General features: G+C 74.2%; 16 protein-coding genes and 1 tRNA gene. 9 read left to right on the forward strand and 8 right to left on the reverse strand.

Annotation, left to right across the window (positions count from 1 at the left end; all coding sequences use genetic code 11):
- Window positions 1-568 precede the first annotated feature (568 nt).
- Window positions 569-1240: an O-methyltransferase gene (locus tag ACGF3H_RS02735; RefSeq protein WP_362499941.1), complete on the forward strand. Its 672-nt coding sequence runs from the start codon at window positions 569-571 to the stop codon at window positions 1238-1240.
- Between the two features lie 18 nt (window positions 1241-1258).
- On the opposite strand, the gene ACGF3H_RS02740 is transcribed toward ACGF3H_RS02735, so the two are convergent.
- Entirely contained in the window at window positions 1259-1651 is a 393-nt protein-coding gene (locus ACGF3H_RS02740; RefSeq protein ID WP_362499940.1) for a hypothetical protein, read from the reverse strand.
- Between the two features lie 91 nt (window positions 1652-1742).
- Here ACGF3H_RS02740 and ACGF3H_RS02745 point away from each other — a divergent pair, with 91 nt between their 5' ends.
- Window positions 1743-2150, forward strand: coding sequence for a DUF1992 domain-containing protein (locus tag ACGF3H_RS02745; RefSeq protein ID WP_362499939.1), 408 nt, complete (start codon window positions 1743-1745; stop codon window positions 2148-2150).
- A gap of 10 nt (window positions 2151-2160) precedes the next feature.
- Here the strand turns inward: ACGF3H_RS02745 and ACGF3H_RS02750 are convergent, their stop codons facing one another.
- Window positions 2161-2862 carry a hypothetical protein gene (locus ACGF3H_RS02750; RefSeq protein ID WP_362499938.1) on the reverse strand — a complete coding sequence of 234 codons (702 nt, stop codon included), beginning with the start codon at window positions 2860-2862 and terminating at the stop codon, window positions 2161-2163.
- Window positions 2863-2866: 4 nt separating this feature from the next.
- On the reverse strand, window positions 2867-3529 hold the full coding sequence (locus ACGF3H_RS02755; RefSeq protein WP_362499937.1) for a hypothetical protein: 663 nt from the start codon (window positions 3527-3529) through the stop codon (window positions 2867-2869).
- Window positions 3530-3691: 162 nt separating this feature from the next.
- Here ACGF3H_RS02755 and ACGF3H_RS02760 point away from each other — a divergent pair, with 162 nt between their 5' ends.
- Window positions 3692-4195 (forward strand): GNAT family N-acetyltransferase, encoded by a 504-nt coding sequence (locus ACGF3H_RS02760; protein WP_362499936.1) that lies wholly within the window; start codon window positions 3692-3694, stop codon window positions 4193-4195.
- Between the two features lie 3 nt (window positions 4196-4198).
- Here the strand turns inward: ACGF3H_RS02760 and ACGF3H_RS02765 are convergent, their stop codons facing one another.
- Complete coding sequence (locus ACGF3H_RS02765) at window positions 4199-6247, reverse strand: MFS transporter (RefSeq protein WP_362499935.1); 2049 nt, start codon at window positions 6245-6247, stop codon at window positions 4199-4201.
- A 182-nt stretch (window positions 6248-6429) separates the two neighbouring features.
- Between ACGF3H_RS02765 and ACGF3H_RS02770 the strand changes: the two genes are divergently transcribed.
- Complete coding sequence (locus ACGF3H_RS02770; protein WP_362499934.1) at window positions 6430-7488, forward strand: peptidoglycan-binding domain-containing protein; 1059 nt, start codon at window positions 6430-6432, stop codon at window positions 7486-7488.
- Window positions 7489-8020: 532 nt separating this feature from the next.
- Here the strand turns inward: ACGF3H_RS02770 and ACGF3H_RS02775 are convergent.
- Entirely contained in the window at window positions 8021-8683 is a 663-nt protein-coding gene (locus ACGF3H_RS02775; RefSeq protein ID WP_362499933.1) for an HAD-IA family hydrolase, read from the reverse strand.
- Window positions 8684-8957: 274 nt separating this feature from the next.
- Window positions 8958-9539, reverse strand: coding sequence for a TMEM165/GDT1 family protein (locus ACGF3H_RS02780; protein ID WP_362499932.1), 582 nt, complete (start codon window positions 9537-9539; stop codon window positions 8958-8960).
- 395 nt (window positions 9540-9934) lie between these two features.
- Between ACGF3H_RS02780 and ACGF3H_RS02785 the strand changes: the two genes are divergently transcribed.
- The 4 genes from ACGF3H_RS02785 (at window position 9935) to ACGF3H_RS02800 (ending at window position 13855) form a co-directional block, all read left to right on the forward strand.
- Window positions 9935-10579, forward strand: coding sequence for an HNH endonuclease family protein (locus ACGF3H_RS02785; protein ID WP_362499931.1), 645 nt, complete (start codon window positions 9935-9937; stop codon window positions 10577-10579).
- A gap of 82 nt (window positions 10580-10661) precedes the next feature.
- Window positions 10662-12311, forward strand: a complete 1650-nt coding sequence (locus ACGF3H_RS02790) for an alkaline phosphatase D family protein (RefSeq protein ID WP_362499930.1) — start codon at window positions 10662-10664, stop codon at window positions 12309-12311.
- Window positions 12312-12544: 233 nt separating this feature from the next.
- Window positions 12545-12997, forward strand: coding sequence for a DoxX family protein (locus ACGF3H_RS02795; RefSeq protein ID WP_362499929.1), 453 nt, complete (start codon window positions 12545-12547; stop codon window positions 12995-12997).
- Between the two features lie 231 nt (window positions 12998-13228).
- Window positions 13229-13855, forward strand: a complete 627-nt coding sequence (locus ACGF3H_RS02800; protein WP_393816447.1) for a DedA family protein — start codon at window positions 13229-13231, stop codon at window positions 13853-13855.
- A gap of 33 nt (window positions 13856-13888) precedes the next feature.
- Here the strand turns inward: ACGF3H_RS02800 and ACGF3H_RS02805 are convergent, their stop codons facing one another.
- Window positions 13889-14122 carry a DUF2277 domain-containing protein gene (locus tag ACGF3H_RS02805; protein ID WP_239768340.1) on the reverse strand — a complete coding sequence of 78 codons (234 nt, stop codon included), beginning with the start codon at window positions 14120-14122 and terminating at the stop codon, window positions 13889-13891.
- 115 nt (window positions 14123-14237) lie between these two features.
- Between ACGF3H_RS02805 and ACGF3H_RS02810 the strand changes: the two genes are divergently transcribed.
- Window positions 14238-14582 (forward strand): hypothetical protein, encoded by a 345-nt coding sequence (locus tag ACGF3H_RS02810; RefSeq protein WP_362499927.1) that lies wholly within the window; start codon window positions 14238-14240, stop codon window positions 14580-14582.
- A 69-nt stretch (window positions 14583-14651) separates the two neighbouring features.
- Here the strand turns inward: ACGF3H_RS02810 and ACGF3H_RS02815 are convergent.
- A tRNA-Val gene (locus ACGF3H_RS02815) sits at window positions 14652-14726 on the reverse strand.
- Window positions 14727-14798 lie beyond the last annotated feature (72 nt).

Here is a 14798-nt window from a genome sequence, read left to right on the forward strand (position 1 = left end):
CGCGCAGCGGGGGCGGGCCCCCGCCCCCCCCGCGGCCCCCCCCCCCCCCGGGGGGGGGGGCGGCCCCCCCCCCCCCCCCCCCCGGCCCACCCGGACCCTCACCGAGGGCCACGCCCGGGACCCGCGCCGGACGGCCACCGCGCGAACAGTCACCCCACCGCACCCCCGGCGGGAACCCATACCGGCCAGGCGCCGCCTTCACCCAAGGCCGCAGCGCCCAGACCCGCGCCGGACGGCCACCGCGCGAACAGTCACCCCACCGCACCCCCGGCGGGAACCCATACCGGCCAGGCGCCGCCTCCGCCCGAGGCCGCAGCGCCCAGACCCGCGCCGGACGGCCACCGCGCGAAGAGTCACCCCACCGCAGCCCCGGCGGGAACCCGTACCGGCTGAGCGCCTCTCCGCCGGGAGCCGCCCCGCCGCAGTCCCGCACTGCCCCCGGCGGGGGTCCGCCGGGACACGGGTGGGGGGACTTGGTCGGCTTCGGGACGTGGGCCTGCCGCGCGTCTATATTCGTTAGGGCATCTACTTAGAAGCGCTAACCACGCGTACGGGAGGCATCCCCGGCATGAGCGACTCACGGCTCTGGGACGACGTCGACGCCTACTTCACCAGCCACCTCGCACCGGGGGACGACGCCCTGGAGGCCGCCCTGCGGGAGAGTGACGCCGCCGGGCTGCCGCCGGTGGCCGTCACCCCCACCCAGGGCAAGCTCCTCCACCTCCTCGCCCAGGTCCAGGGCGCCCGCACCGTCCTGGAGATCGGCACCCTCGGCGGCTACAGCACCATCTGGCTGGCCCGCGCCCTGCCCGCCGACGGCCGCCTGGTCACCCTGGAGTACAGCGCCCGGCACGCCGAGGTCGCCGTCCGCAACATCGCCCGCGCCGGCCTGGAGTCCGTCGTCGACGTGCGCGTGGGCCCGGCGCTGGAGTCGCTGCCGAAGCTCGCCGACGACAACCCGCCCCCCTTCGACCTGGTCTTCATCGACGCCGACAAGGGCAACAACCCGCACTACCTGGATTGGGCGCTGCGGCTCACCAGCACCGGCAGCCTGATCGTCCTCGACAACGTGGTCCGCGGCGGGCACGTGGCCGACGCCGGCAGCGAGGCCGCGGACGTGCGCGGCACCCGCGCCGCCATCGAGATGATCGGCAGCCACCCGCGGCTCAGCGGCACCGCCGTCCAGACGGTCGGCAGCAAGGGCTACGACGGCTTCGCCCTGGCCCGCGTGCTGGCCTGAGCGCGGCCGGGTGCCGGCTCACACCTCGTGGTAGAAGCCGACGTTCACGCTGCGCGGCTCGGTGCGGTCCTGGACGACGATCTCGCCGCTGCCGCCCCTGGGCAGCGGCACGGTGCCGCCGTAGACGAGGGCCTGCGTCTGCGCGCCGACGGTGAGCCGGACCTCCGAGGACGGGTCCGGCTGCGAGCCGCGCAGCCAGGTCAGCTGCCAGGTGCCGTCGGGGCCGCAGCGGAACTCCAGGTGGACGCGGGAGACGAACAGCCAGTCGTCCGGCGTCGACAGCCGGCACACGGACCTGTCCCGGCCCACCCGCAGCACCGCGCCGGGCTCGCTGGGCGCGTCGGCCATCTGCATGCCCGCGGTGGCGCCCGCGTCCGCCGCGGTGACGGCGGCCATGGTCAGTTCGAGCACGTGCGCTCCTTCGAGACGTCCCGGCTGGGCGTTGGCCTGTGCCGCCGCATGATAGATCGGCCGGTGGTGCGGTGTCCGGCACAATGGGGTCATGACCGAGCGAAAGCCACCCGGCGTCGACTTCGAGTCCTGGGTCGACAAGCAGATCCGCGACGCGGACGCGCGCGGCGAGTTCGACCGGCTGCCGGGGGTGGGCAAACCGCTCCCGAGCGACGTGGAGAGCACGTACGACGAACTGTGGTGGGTCAAGCGGAAGATGGCCCGCGAGGGTCTCTCCGTGCTGCCGCCGACGCTGGCCCTGCGCAAGGAGGCGGAGGACGCGCTGGCGGCGGCGTTGGACGCCCCGACGGAGGGGGCCGCCCGCAGGATCGTCGAGCAGATCAACGTCAAGATCCGCGACGTCATGTTCAAGCCGCCGCCCGGGCCCCCGCTGGGCAAGAAGCCCTACGACGTCGACGAGGTCGTACGTCAGTGGCGGGAGCGCCGGGCGGAACGGTGACGCCTGCGCGTCACACGTGCATCAGGCGGTCGGCCAGCTCGCGGTAGTCCCGCAGGGCCAGCCGGAGCTGTTCGGTGTCGGTGCTCGTCGCGCGGCTCCCCTCGCCGCTGTCCTGCCAGGAGGTGCGCAGGGTGCGGCGGCGGTGCGTGACGGCGTCCGTGAAGCGGGCGGCGAGCTCCTCGAGCACGCGGTCGGCCTCCTCGACGGAGGCCCGCGGGGCGTCGACGAACTCCGTCACGGCGTGGTGCAGCCGCTGCCCGAGCCTGTCGCACTCCTCGTGCGGCAGCAGCCCCCCGGCCTCCTCAGGGGCGCCGTACGAGCCGCCGTCGGTCCCGGCCGCGGCGTGCGCGCCGTGCGAACCGTCGGTGCCGGGCGCCGCGTGGACACCGTGCGAACCCTCGGTCCCAGGCTCTGCGTGGACGCCGTGCGAACCCTCGGTCCCAGGCTCTGCGTGGACGCCGTGCGAACCCTCGGTCCCGGGCGCCGCGTGCGCGCCGTGCGAACCGTCGGTGCCGGGCTCGGCGCGGGTGCCGTCGGTGCCGGGCGCCGTGCCGGTGGTGCGCGTCCGCAGGCCGGGGGTGACGTCCTCGCGGGCGCCGACGGCGTGCTCGGCACGGATGCCGGCACCCTGGCCGCCCTCACCGAGGGTGCCGTGGGTCTGCGTGTCTCGTTCGGCGGGGTTGCCGCCGGGCTGCCGGGTCACGTCGGACATGTGCTCAACTCTCCTTCGGCTGACGCTTGCTGAACGACCAGGCGTGCTGCGACCGGGACGGTGCGGTCCGCGTGCCCTCCACCTCGGCCCGGGACCGGCCGCCGTCGTGACGGGCCGGGCGCACCAGGTCCTCGAACAGGGCACGCGCCTCGACGAGGGACGCGCGCATCTCCTCCGTGCCCGCGCCGCTGTCCTGCGCGCCGTCCACGCGCGCGTGCGTCACGCGGTGCACGCGCCGGTAGCCGTCGACATGGTGGGCGTGGTGCACGGACAGCGCGGCGAGCTGCTCCTCGTACTGGCCGCCGTCCGGGAAGCCGCGGGCGCCGGCGACCTCGGCGATCAGCCGGTCCGCCTCGGCGACCGCCTCGCGCGGGGAGTCGACGAAGCGCTCCTGCGCGGCCGTCCAGCGCGCCTCGAACCGCTCGCGCTCGGCCGGGTCCAACTGCCGCGTGCGCAGCGATCCGTGCCGCTCGACGCGCTCGGCCAGTTCACGTTCGGCGGCCTTGGTGTCGCCGTCGTGCCGGGCCACGGCCCGTTCGTACTCCGGCCCGAAGCGCCGCTTCAGGTTTCCGCCGTGGGAGCCCCGCGCGCGCGAGGCCAGGACGGCCGCGACGACGAGCACGGCCGCCACGATCACGATCAGAGCGATGATCACGCCTGTGGACATGTGTGCCTTCCGGGTTCTCGGCCCAACCGGCTCTCCGAGCGGCCGGTTCGCCCTTCGTGTTGCCGCACAGTCCCCCCTCAAACGGCGCACGGGGAGCGGCGACGGCGCACCCGTGGGAAAATGCGCTCGCGCACCGGACCGGCCGTCCCGACAATGCCGGTCATGACCTGGACCGTCGCCCCGGAACCGTACGACTCCCCCGTCGCCGCCGCCATGTGGCGCGCGTACTACACGGAGGTCAGCGACCGCTGGTACCTGCTGCACGAGGGCCGGCGCACCGACCCGGACGAGCTGGAGCGGGAGATCGCCGCGCAGTCCGGCGCCGACCTCGCGCCGCCCGGGGGCCGGCTGCTGGTGGCGCGGTACGCCGGTGAGCCGGCCGGCACCGCGGGCGTCCGGCTGCTGGACGGCACGACCGCCGAGCTGACCCGGGTGTTCCTCCGGGCGGACCTGCGCGGCCGCGGCGGCGCCGCGCTGCTCGTCGGGGCCGCCGAGGAGGCCGCACGGGAGCTCGGGGCCGCGCGGATCGTCCTCGACACGCGCGGCGACCTCGTCGAGGCCCGCTCCCTGTACGCGCGGCTCGGCTACACGGAGACCGAGGCGTACAAGGACGACCCCTACGCCGAGCACTGGTTCACCAAACCGCTGGCCCGGACCGCGGCCTGACGCTCAGCCGGCCCGGGTCAGGTCGCGCTGGTCGTGCGGACGCTCCCGTTCCGACCCGCACAGCTCACCGCTGAGCTCCTTCACCAGCCGCACCAGGTCGGTCGGGCGGTCCGGCCCCCACCAGTCGCCCAGCAGCTCGGCCAGGGAGTCCTCGCGGGCCTTCGCCAGCCGCTCGGCGTACTCGCGGCCCCGGTCGGTCAAAACCAGGTCGGGGCCCTCACGGACGGCGAGGTGCCGCTCCTCCACCTGGCGGGCGGCCGCCATGACGGCGGCGAGCGGAACGGGGCTGCGCTCGGCGAGCACGGCCGGCTCCACCCGGCCGTACCTCCTGACCCGCAGCAGCATCCAGCTGGCCGCCGGCAGCAGGTCGTAGCCCGCCCGTTCGGTGATCCGCCGGTAGATCTCCCGGCGGCCCTCGCGGGTGCCGAGCACGGACAGGGCGCGGCACACCTCGTCGTGCGAGGACCGTTCGACCGGGTTGCTGGCGAAGGTCTGCGTGCCGTCGGGTGCCGTGACCGAGCCGCGCAGCCTGTCCTCCTTCAGGAACCAGGCCAGCGCAAAGCCGAGGAGGGCCACGGGGGCGGCGTACAGGAAGACGTCCGTGATGGCGGTCGCGTAGGCGTGCAGGGCCTCCGGGCGCAGGGCGGCGGGCAGGGCGCCGATGCCGCGCGGGTCGGCCTTGAGCGAGTCCGTGGAGACGCCGGGCGGCAGCCGCGCGCCGCGGAAGGCGTCGGTGAGCTCGGAGCCGAGGCGGCTCGCGAAGACCGTGCCGAAGATGGCGACGCCGAAGGCCGCGCCGATGGAGCGGAAGAAGGTGGCACCCGACGTGGCGACGCCCAGGTCCTCGTAGGGGACGGCGTTCTGCACGATGAGGACGAGGACCTGCATCACCAGGCCGAGGCCCAGACCGAAGACGAAGAAGTAGGCGCTCATCTCGGCGGTCGAGCTGTTCTCGTCGAGCCGGTGCAGCAGGAGCAGGCCGAAGGTGGTGACGGCGGTGCCCGCGACGGGGAACACCTTCCAGCGGCCGGTGCGGCTGATGATCTGCCCGGACCCGGTCGAGGCCAGCAGGACGCCGACCACCATCGGCAGCATGTGCACACCGGACAGGGTCGGGCTGACGCCCTGCACGACCTGGAGGAAGGTGGGCAGGTAGGTCATCGCGCCGAACATCGCGAAGCCGACGACGAAGCTGATGACGGCGGACAGCGTGAAGGTGCGGACGCGGAAGAGCTTCAGGGGCAGGACGGGCTCGGCGGCCCTGCGCTCCACCGCCACGAACAGGGCGGCCAGCACGACGCCCAGCACCGCCAGGCCGACGATCTGCGGCGATCCCCACGCCCAGGTCGTGCCGCCGAGCGAGGCGACCAGCACCAGGCAGGTGGCGACGGAGGCGATGAGCAGGGTGCCCACGTAGTCGATGACGTGCCGGGTCGACCTGTGCGGGACGTGCAGGACCACGGCGATCACGGCGAGCGCGACGACGCCGACGGGCAGGTTGACGTAGAACACCCAGCGCCAGTTCAGATGCTCGGTGAAGACCCCGCCGAGCAGCGGCCCCAGCACGCTGGTCGCGCCGAACACCGCTCCGAACAGGCCCTGGTAGCGGCCTCGTTCGCGGGGGGAGACCAGGTCGCCGACGATCGCCATCGACAGCACCATCAGCCCGCCGCCGCCCAGCCCCTGGAGCGCGCGGAAGGCGATCAGCTCGGACATGCTCTGCGCGACCCCGCACAGCACCGAGCCGACCAGGAAGATCCCGATCGCCGTCTGGAACAGCTTCTTGCGTCCGTACTGGTCGCCGAGCTTGCCCCACAGCGGGGTCGCGGCGGTCGCGGCCAGGATGTACGCGGTGACCACCCAGGACAGGTGCTCCAGCCCGCCGAGGTCGCTGACGATGGTGGGCAGCGCCGTCGACACGATGGTCTGGTCGAGGGCGGCGAGCAGCATGCCGAGGAGCAGGGCCCCGATCGAGACCAGGACGCCGCCGGTGACCTGTTCGCGGTCCTCGGGCCGTACCGGCTCCGTCACTTCGCGCACATCCGCTGCCATCGAAGACCTCCCGGCGCTCGTCAGGGGTGCCGCCACCCACCCACCATCCTGATCGGTGTGTCCGGTTATGGCCTGTTCAGTCCTGCGGAGGGCGATGTTCCGGGGGCGTGTGCGCGCGCTTGTGGAGAAGATCTGCATAATCTCTGGAGGTCGCGAGGGGAGTCGCGAGGGGAGGGACGAGCGTGGAGCAGCAGAAGCCGTCGCAGGAGCCGCAGGGGCGGCCCTCGGGGCATCCGTGCCCCGAGTGCGGAGCGCCCAGGAACGCGGACAACACGCCGTCCTGCGCCTGCGGGTCCCGCGCGGCCGACGCGCTGCGCGACGCGCGTGCGGAGCAGGCCGCGGCCGCGGAGGACTTCGACCCGCTGCGGATCAGGCCGTACGTCGAGCTGGACGGCTCCGACGAGCCCCCGGCGACCGCTAAGCCGGACGCCACCATGGTGCTGCGCGCCGTCGACGCCGGGGCGTCCGCCGCAACCCCGGCCGCGGAGGCGACCTCCGTGCTGCCCACGCCGTTGGCGCCCCCGGCCGGTGTGCCCAGCGATCACGACCTGCGCCTGTTCGACGCGACGGCGCCCCTGGAGCCCGTGCCGGACGGCACCGGTGGCCGCCGGCCGCGCGGGCGCCGGCGGGGCGTGCTGCTCGGCGTCGCCGGGGCGCTCGTGGTCGTGGTGGGGGCGGCCGGGTACGCGAGCGGGCTGTTCTCCTACGAGTCGCCGTCGCGGGACGGCGCCCTGCCGGACGAGGTCCGGGCGAGCGTGCCGGCACCGTCGGCCTCCCCGCCCTCCACGGCACCGGAGCCGAGCACGCCGTCGGCCGCGCCGAGCACCGCGTCCGCGTCCGCCTCGGCGTCGGAGAGCGAGAGCCCGTCACCCTCGGCCCCGCCCTCGCCGTCCCCGTCTGCGTCGTCGAGCGCCGCACCGACACCGTCGCGGTCCCCCGAGCCGACCGCGACCACGCCGAGCGCCCCCGCCCTGGCCCCCGGGGACGACGGGGAGGACGACGACCGCTACGACGGCGGCGGCACCCTGCACCGCGGCGACCGCGGCGCCGAGGTCACCGAGCTCCAGCAGCGCCTCGCCCAGTTGTACCTGTACACGGGCGACGTCGACGGCACCTACGACCACCAGGTGGAGGAGTCGGTCCGCACCTACCAGTGGGCACGCGGCATCCGCACCGGCGACCTGGGCGTCTACGACGAACCCACCCGCCGCATGCTGGAATCGGAAACCCACCAACCCTGACACCGAGCAAGTGCACCCCGGTCGGCACGGGCACGTGATCCGCGGTCGGCACGGGCACGTGAGCCGGGGGCAGCCCCCCCACGCCGGGCACCACGCGCACGTGAACCGCGGGCACCCCCACACGCCGGGCACCACGCGCACGCGAACCGCGGGCACCCCCACACGCCGGGCACCACGGGCACGTGAACCGCGAGCAACCCCACACACCGGGCACCACGGGCACATGATCCGCGGGCAATCGTGCCGCCAAGGGCGGCACGGGTGGGCGCGGCGGCACACCCCGCCCACGCCGGGCCCCGCAACCCACCCGCCCCCCAGCACTCACGCCGGGCACCCCGCACGCCGGGCACCACGGGCACGTGAACCGCGGGCAATCGTGCCGCCAAGGGCGGCACGGGTGGGCGCGGCGGCACCCCGCCCACGCCGGGCCCCGTAACCCACCCGCCCCCCAGCACTCACGCCGGGCACCACGCACCCCACAGGCCCAGGCACCGGCACCGGCACCGGCACCGGCACCGACCCCGCCCGCCCGTCAGCCCACGTGCAGCCGCAGCCCCCCACGCCCGTCGGCCTCCACCCGCACCTGCGTCAGATCCCGCACCACCACGTCCGGCTCGTGCACACCGGCCCGCGGCCCGACCCCCACGACCCGCATCCCCGCCGCCCGCGCGGCCGCGATCCCCGCCCCGGAGTCCTCGAACACGACGCAGTCCGCCGGGTCGACGCCCAGCTCGGCCGCGCCCTTGAGGAACCCCTCCGGATCGGGCTTGCTCGCACCGACTGACTCCGCGGTCACCCGCACGTCCGGCTGGGCCAGCCCCGCGGCGGCCATCCGCGCCGTGGACAGCGCGACGTCCGCGGAGGTCACCAGCGCGTGCGGCAGCCCCCGCAGGGAGGCGAGGAACTCCCGCGCCCCGGCGATCTCCACGACACCCTCGGTGTCGGCGGTCTCCTCGGCGAGCATCCGCGCGTTGTCCGCGTGGTTCTGCTCCATCGGCCGGTCCGGCAGCAGCAGCGCCATCGTCGCGTACCCCTGCCGCCCGTGGACGACCTTCATGACCTCGTCGCCGTCCAGCCCGTGCCGGTCGGCCCAGCGCCGCCAGACGCGCTCGACGGCGGCGTCCGAGTTGACGAGGGTGCCGTCCATGTCGAGCAGCAGGGCACGGGCGGGAAGAACAGTGGTGGTGGCCGGCATCGGCAGACTCCAAGGGGCGGGGAGGGGACAAGGCGGCCCCGCCCGCCGGTCAGGGAGAACGGGCGGGAGCCACTTTGTTTCTCTACGGTACAAAACAGCCGGGGGATCGCGCCACCGCCCCGGCCGAACGTTCACCCCCCGTTCGCCCACACAGCCGCACACCACGACCCCGCAGGCCCGACAGCCACGGCCACACCCACAGCCACGGCCGCAACCGCAGCCGCAGCCGCAACCGCAATCGCAGCCACCGCAACCGCCACCGCCGCGTCACCGCTCAGCCGGTGACCGCCTCCCACAGGCTCCACACACCGAGGCCGATCATCAGCAGCGCCGCGATCTTGGTGATCAGCGCCAGCGGCACCCGCTTCATGAGGGCCTTCCCGCCGACGATGCCGAGCCCGGCCACCGCCCACAGCGCGAGCACCGCGCCCAGGCCCACGGAGACCGGGTCGTCGTAGCGGGCGGCGAGGTTCGCCGTCATGATCTGCGTGAGGTCGCCGAACTCGGCGACCAGGATGAGCATGAAGCCCGCCCCGGCGACCTTCCAGAAGGACTGGTCCTCGGGCTTGCGGATCTCCTCGTCCTCGTCGTCCTTCTTCATCAGCAGCACCGCGGCGCCGCCCAGGAACAGCACACCCGTCAGCGCGTGCACGATCTGCTGCGGCAGCAGGGTCAGCACGCTGCCGGCCGCGACCGCGAGCACGACGTGCAGCAGGAAGGCGGCGGCGACACCGACGAAGACGTACGACGCGCGGTAGCGGGTGCCGAGGACGAGACCGGCGAGCGCGGTCTTGTCCGGCAGTTCGGCGAGGAAGACGACGCCGAAGACGAGCGCCGTCACGGTCAGGCTGATCAAGGAATCCTCTATCGGTCGGGGCCGCCCCGCCGAGAGTGCTGGTCCTGCGCGAACACCTCGGCACGGCAGCACACGGTCGCCCCCGCCGTACGGCACGGGCGTGCACTGCTTGCCGAAGGTCTCGCTGGCGGCCCCGTGACCGGGATCCGCCTCCGGGCGCCGGCTCAGACGAGCTGAGCAGTATGTCGACGGTCCGGCGAAGAGCTACTCCCCTTCTGCGCCGTCCATAGTACGCGAGCCCCCGGGCGGCCCTCAGGGGCGAAAGTCCCGTCGCGCTTATAGACGTGCCATGCACACGTCACTAGCTTCTTACCGGCCGCACATCTGTGCGCCATGCGGCGTCGCGAGCATTCCCTCGCTCGCGCCCAAGACCCCCACACCCCCAGGGAGTTCGCATGCCGAAGTTCTACGCGCGTCGACGTCTCGCGTCCCTCGCCGCGCTCACCGGACTCATAGCCTCCGCCGGGCTGTTCAACGGCCCGGCCGCCTCCGCCGCCCTGCCCACCCCGGTGAGCGCCGCCACCGCCCGCTCCTACCTCGCCTCCCTCACCGTCGCCACCGAGAACCGCACCGGCTACGACCGCGACCTGTTCCCGCACTGGATCACCCAGTCGGGCAGCTGCAACACCCGCGAGACCGTCCTCAAGCGCGACGGCTCGGGCGTCGTCACCGACTCGGCCTGCGCCGCCACCTCGGGCAGCTGGTACTCCCCCTACGACGGCGCCACCTGGACCGCCGCCTCCGACCTGGACATCGACCACCTCGTGCCGCTCGCCGAGGCCTGGGACTCCGGCGCGAGCGGCTGGACCACCTCCCGCCGCCAGGCGTTCGCCAACGACCTGACCCGCCCGCAGCTCCTCGCCGTCACCGACAACGTCAACCAGGCCAAGGGCGACCAGGACCCGGCCACGTGGATGCCCTCCCGCACCGCCTACCGGTGCACGTACGTGCGCGCCTGGGTGCAGGTGAAGTACTACTACGGCCTCTCCGTGGACTCCGCCGAGAAGTCGGCGCTGACCAACCAGCTCGCGAGCTGCTGAGACCGTTCCGGATCCGGCGCGGACACTCCCCGCCACCCTCCGTCGTTCCGTACCGTACGGGGCGACGGAGGAGGGGATCGCCATGGCGGGACTACGCCTGGGACCATTGCTGAGGTACAACGACGGCTCGTCCGCGACCATCTGGGCCGAGACGAGCCGTCCCTGCACCGCCGAGGTGCGCTGCGCCGACGGCGCGGAAGGCACGGCCCGCACCTTCCAGGTCGCGGGCCACCACTACGTGCTGGTCCCGGTGACCGGCCTGACGCCCGGGACGGCGACGGAGTACGAGGTGCTGCTCGACGGCACCCGCGTGTGGCCGCCGCCGGACTCCCGCTTCCCGCCGTCGGTGATCGCCTCGCCGGCCGCGGACGAGGACCTGCGCGTCGCCTTCGGCTCCTGCCGCTGGGCGGCGCCGCCGGCCGGCGGGAAGGACCCGGTGGGCCCGGACGCCCTGGACACCCTCTCGGCCCGCGTCGCGGCCGATCCGGGGGGTGCTCGGCCCGACGTGCTGCTGCTGCTCGGCGACCAGGTGTACGCCGACGAGGTCTCCGACGCGACCCGCCGCTGGATCGCCGGGCGCCGCGACCTGGAGGAACCCCCGGGCGACCAGGTCGCGGACTACGAGGAGTACACCCGGCTCTACGACGAGTCGTGGGGCGACCCGGAGGTGCGGTGGCTGCTGTCCACCGTGCCCTCGTGCATGGTCTTCGACGACCACGACGTGATCGACGACTGGAACACCTCGGCCTCCTGGGTCGCCGACATGCGGGCCACCGGCTGGTGGCGCGAGCGGATCCTGAGCGGCCTGATGTCGTACTGGGTGTACCAGCAGCTGGGGAACCTCTCCCCGGCCGAACTGGCCGCCGACCCGCTCTACGCGGCCGTGCGCGCGGCCCCCGACGGTACCGACGCGCTGCGCGACTTCGCCGCGCGGGCCGACGCCGACCCCGCCTCCGTGCGCTGGAGCTACCGGCGCGACTTCGGCCGCGTGCGGCTGGTGATGGTGGACTCCCGCGCCGCCCGGGTCCTGGCCGAGGACCGGCGCGCGATGCTCGACCCGGGCGAGGCCGCCTGGCTGCGCGAGCAGGTGCTGGAGGGCCGGGGCGACGGCGAGGGCGCCGCCTACGACCACCTCCTCATCGGCACCTCCCTGCCCTGGCTGCTGCCCCACCTGGTGCACGACCTCGAAGCCTGGAACGCCTCGGTCTGCGGCGGCGAACGGGGTGAGCGCTGGGCCCGGCTCGGCGAGCGGATCCGGCGCGGTGCGGACCTGGAGCACTGGCCGGCCTTCCCGTCCTCCTTCGACGCGCTCGCCGGCCTGATCGCCGACGCCGGGACGGGACCGGGGGCGCCCGCGACGGTGAGCGTGCTGTCGGGGGACGTCCACCACGCCTACGTGGCCGAACCGTCCTGGCCGGGCCGGAATCCCGACGCCCGGGTCGTGCAGCTGACCTGCTCCCCGGTGCACAACTCCGTCCCGCTGTCGATGCGGCTCGGCTTCCGCTTCGGCTGGAGCGCCCCGGCGCGTGCTCTCGGGCGGCGCATCGCCCGGCACGGGCGCTGCTCGCCCCCGGCGGTGTCCTGGCGCAGGACCGGCGGCCCCTGGTTCGGCAACCAGCTCATGACGCTGACCCTGCGCGGGCGCTCGGCCCGGCTGCGCCTGGAGCAGGCCCGGTCGGAGGGCGACGGGACGGCGGTGCTGCGGACGGTCACGGAAAGGGAGCTGTCGTAGGCGACAGGCCGGTCCACGCATAGGAAACCGGTCACGGGGAGCGGAGCGTCCCCTTCTATGGGAGCGCTCCCACCTGCCGGGACGAAGGCGAGGTCTCAACAACCGCAGGTTAGGCCATGGCCAAATGTTGAACTTGCAAGCACTCTTAGGGACACCTAACGTGGGCAGCCCACTCGGTTCCGTCCCCCACCGGTCCGCCCCGGGCCGGCCCGACCGAAGGAGCACCCCCCCACATGTCCGGACGCCTCGACAGCGCCCAGCCCTACGCCCTCGGCCTGTTCCGCATCGTCGTCGGCCTGCTCTTCGCCTGCCACGGCGCCGCCTCCCTCTTCGGCGTGCTCGGCGGCGCCTCGGGAACCGGCGGCACGATAGAGGCCGGCACCTGGCCGGGCTGGTACGCGGCCGTGATCCAGCTCGTCGCCGGCGGCTTCGTCCTGCTGGGCCTCGGCACGCGCGCCGCCGCCGTCGTCGCCTCGGGCTCGATGGCGTACGCCTACTTCAAGGTGCACCAGCCGGGAGCGCTGTGGCCGATGGAGAACGGCGGCGAGGCCTCCGCGATGTTCTGCTGGGCCTTCCTGCTGCTGGCCTTCACCGGCTCCGGTGCCTTCGGACTGGACCGGGCCCTGGCCCGGCGCACGTCCGAGCCGGAGAAGCAGGCTGCGGAGCAGTCGCCCGTCGCGGCCTGAGCCGGCCGGTGCGGCGCCCGCCTCCCACGGGGGCGGGCGCCGCGCCGCGTTCGCGGCGGCCCGGTGAACACCCGGTGCCGGTGGCGCGAGCCCCCTGTGAACCTGGTGTCACACTCCGGGCGTACGCTGTATGGCTGTCATCGACCGCTCCTGCCGTTTCCCCGCGTACCGCGGCACGGTCCGGTCCACGGGGGATCCACGGGAGTTGTGGTGGTCGAGGGTTTCGGAAATGTGGCGGCACTGGTCGGCAGTCCGTGGATCTACGTGCTGGTGGTCCTCTCGGTGCTGCTCGACGTCTTCCTGCCGGTGCTGCCGAGCGGCGTGCTCGTGATCACGGCGGCCACGGCGGCGGCCGCGGGCTCGGGTGCGGCGGCGGCCGGGCGGGTGCCGGACGACGTCCCCGACATCCTGGTCCTCCTGCTGTGCGCCACGACCGCCTCCGTCCTCGGCGACCTGGTGGTGTTCCGCCTGGCCTGGCGCGGCGGGGCCCGCCTGGACCGCGCGATCGCCCGGTCCCGCCGGCTGACCACCGCGCAGGAACGCCTCGGCGGTGCGCTCGCCCGCAGCGGCGGCGCCCGGGGCGCCCTCGTCGTGCTGGCCCGTTTCGCCCCGGCCGGCCGCTCGGTGGTCTCCCTCGTCGCCGGAGCCGCTCACCGCCGGGTCCGCGAGTTCCTGCCCTGGTCCGCCCTCGCGGGGCTGTCCTGGGCCGCGTACAGCGTCGCGCTCGGCTACTTCGGCGGCCAGTGGCTCGGCGCGAGCTGGCTGGCGACGGGGGTGTCCCTGGTCGCGCTGTTCGGCGCGGGGGCGGGCGCGGCGTACCTGATGCGGCGCCAGCCGCGGGCCGGCGAGGCCTCGTAGCGGGCGCCTCCGGGGCCGGTCACGGCGGCGGCGTCAGCCCGCCCGCCGCGCGCCGGCGCCTCCGCGCACCTCCAGGCCGGCCAGCAGTTCGGCCGTGGCCGCGGTGACGGCGTCCACCGCCTGTTCGAAAACCTCCCGGTTGTGCGCGGCCGGCGCCCGGAACCCGGACACCTTGCGCACGTACTGCAGGGCGGCGGCCCTGATCTCGTCCCCGGTGGCCTCCTCGGCCAGCGCGGGCGGGCGAAGCGTCTTGATGCTGCGGCACATGGCTCCAGTCTCCACCCGGACACCGGTCCGCGGGGCGCGTACGCCCGGCCACTCGTTCGCGTGAACCACCGAAGGGAACGCGCACCCCAAAATCGAACAGGCGTATCATTGAGGGGTGGCTACGACCTATGACTTCCCCAGTGACCTCCTCGCCGGTCAGGAGGAACTGCACCAGGTCCGGGCCGAGCTGTCGGCCCTGTTGAAGAGACTCCCCTGGTCCGTCGAGCCGCTGGACGGCTTCAGCGACGACAACGGCTGGCGCAAGGTCGAGCGCCCCGCCTCACCGGGCTGGTCGGAGGACGAGCAGGCCGAGGTGGAGAAGCTCCGGCAGCGCGAGCGCGAGCTCGCCGTCTTCGTCAGCACCCATCGCTACTGGTCGGAGATCACCGGCCCCGACCGCGTCGACGCCCGCACCGGACTGAAGCACGCCCACGAGGACGAAGCCGGAGAGGACACCTGAGAGCAGGCGCACGCGAGAGGCCCCCGGACGATCTCCGGGGGCCTCTCGGCCGGCGCTCGTGGCCGGTCCTGGTGGGCGCGGACGGTTTCGAACCGCCGACATCCTGCTTGTAAGGCAGGCGCTCTACCCCTGAGCTACGCACCCAGGACGAGTCGACAGCCTACATGGCCCCGGGCACTGCCCGGCAAACGCGTTGCGGGCCGGGCCCCGGCCGGG

This window comes from Streptomyces sp. NPDC048185, assembly GCF_043202495.1.
Lineage (GTDB): Bacteria > Actinomycetota > Actinomycetes > Streptomycetales > Streptomycetaceae > Streptomyces.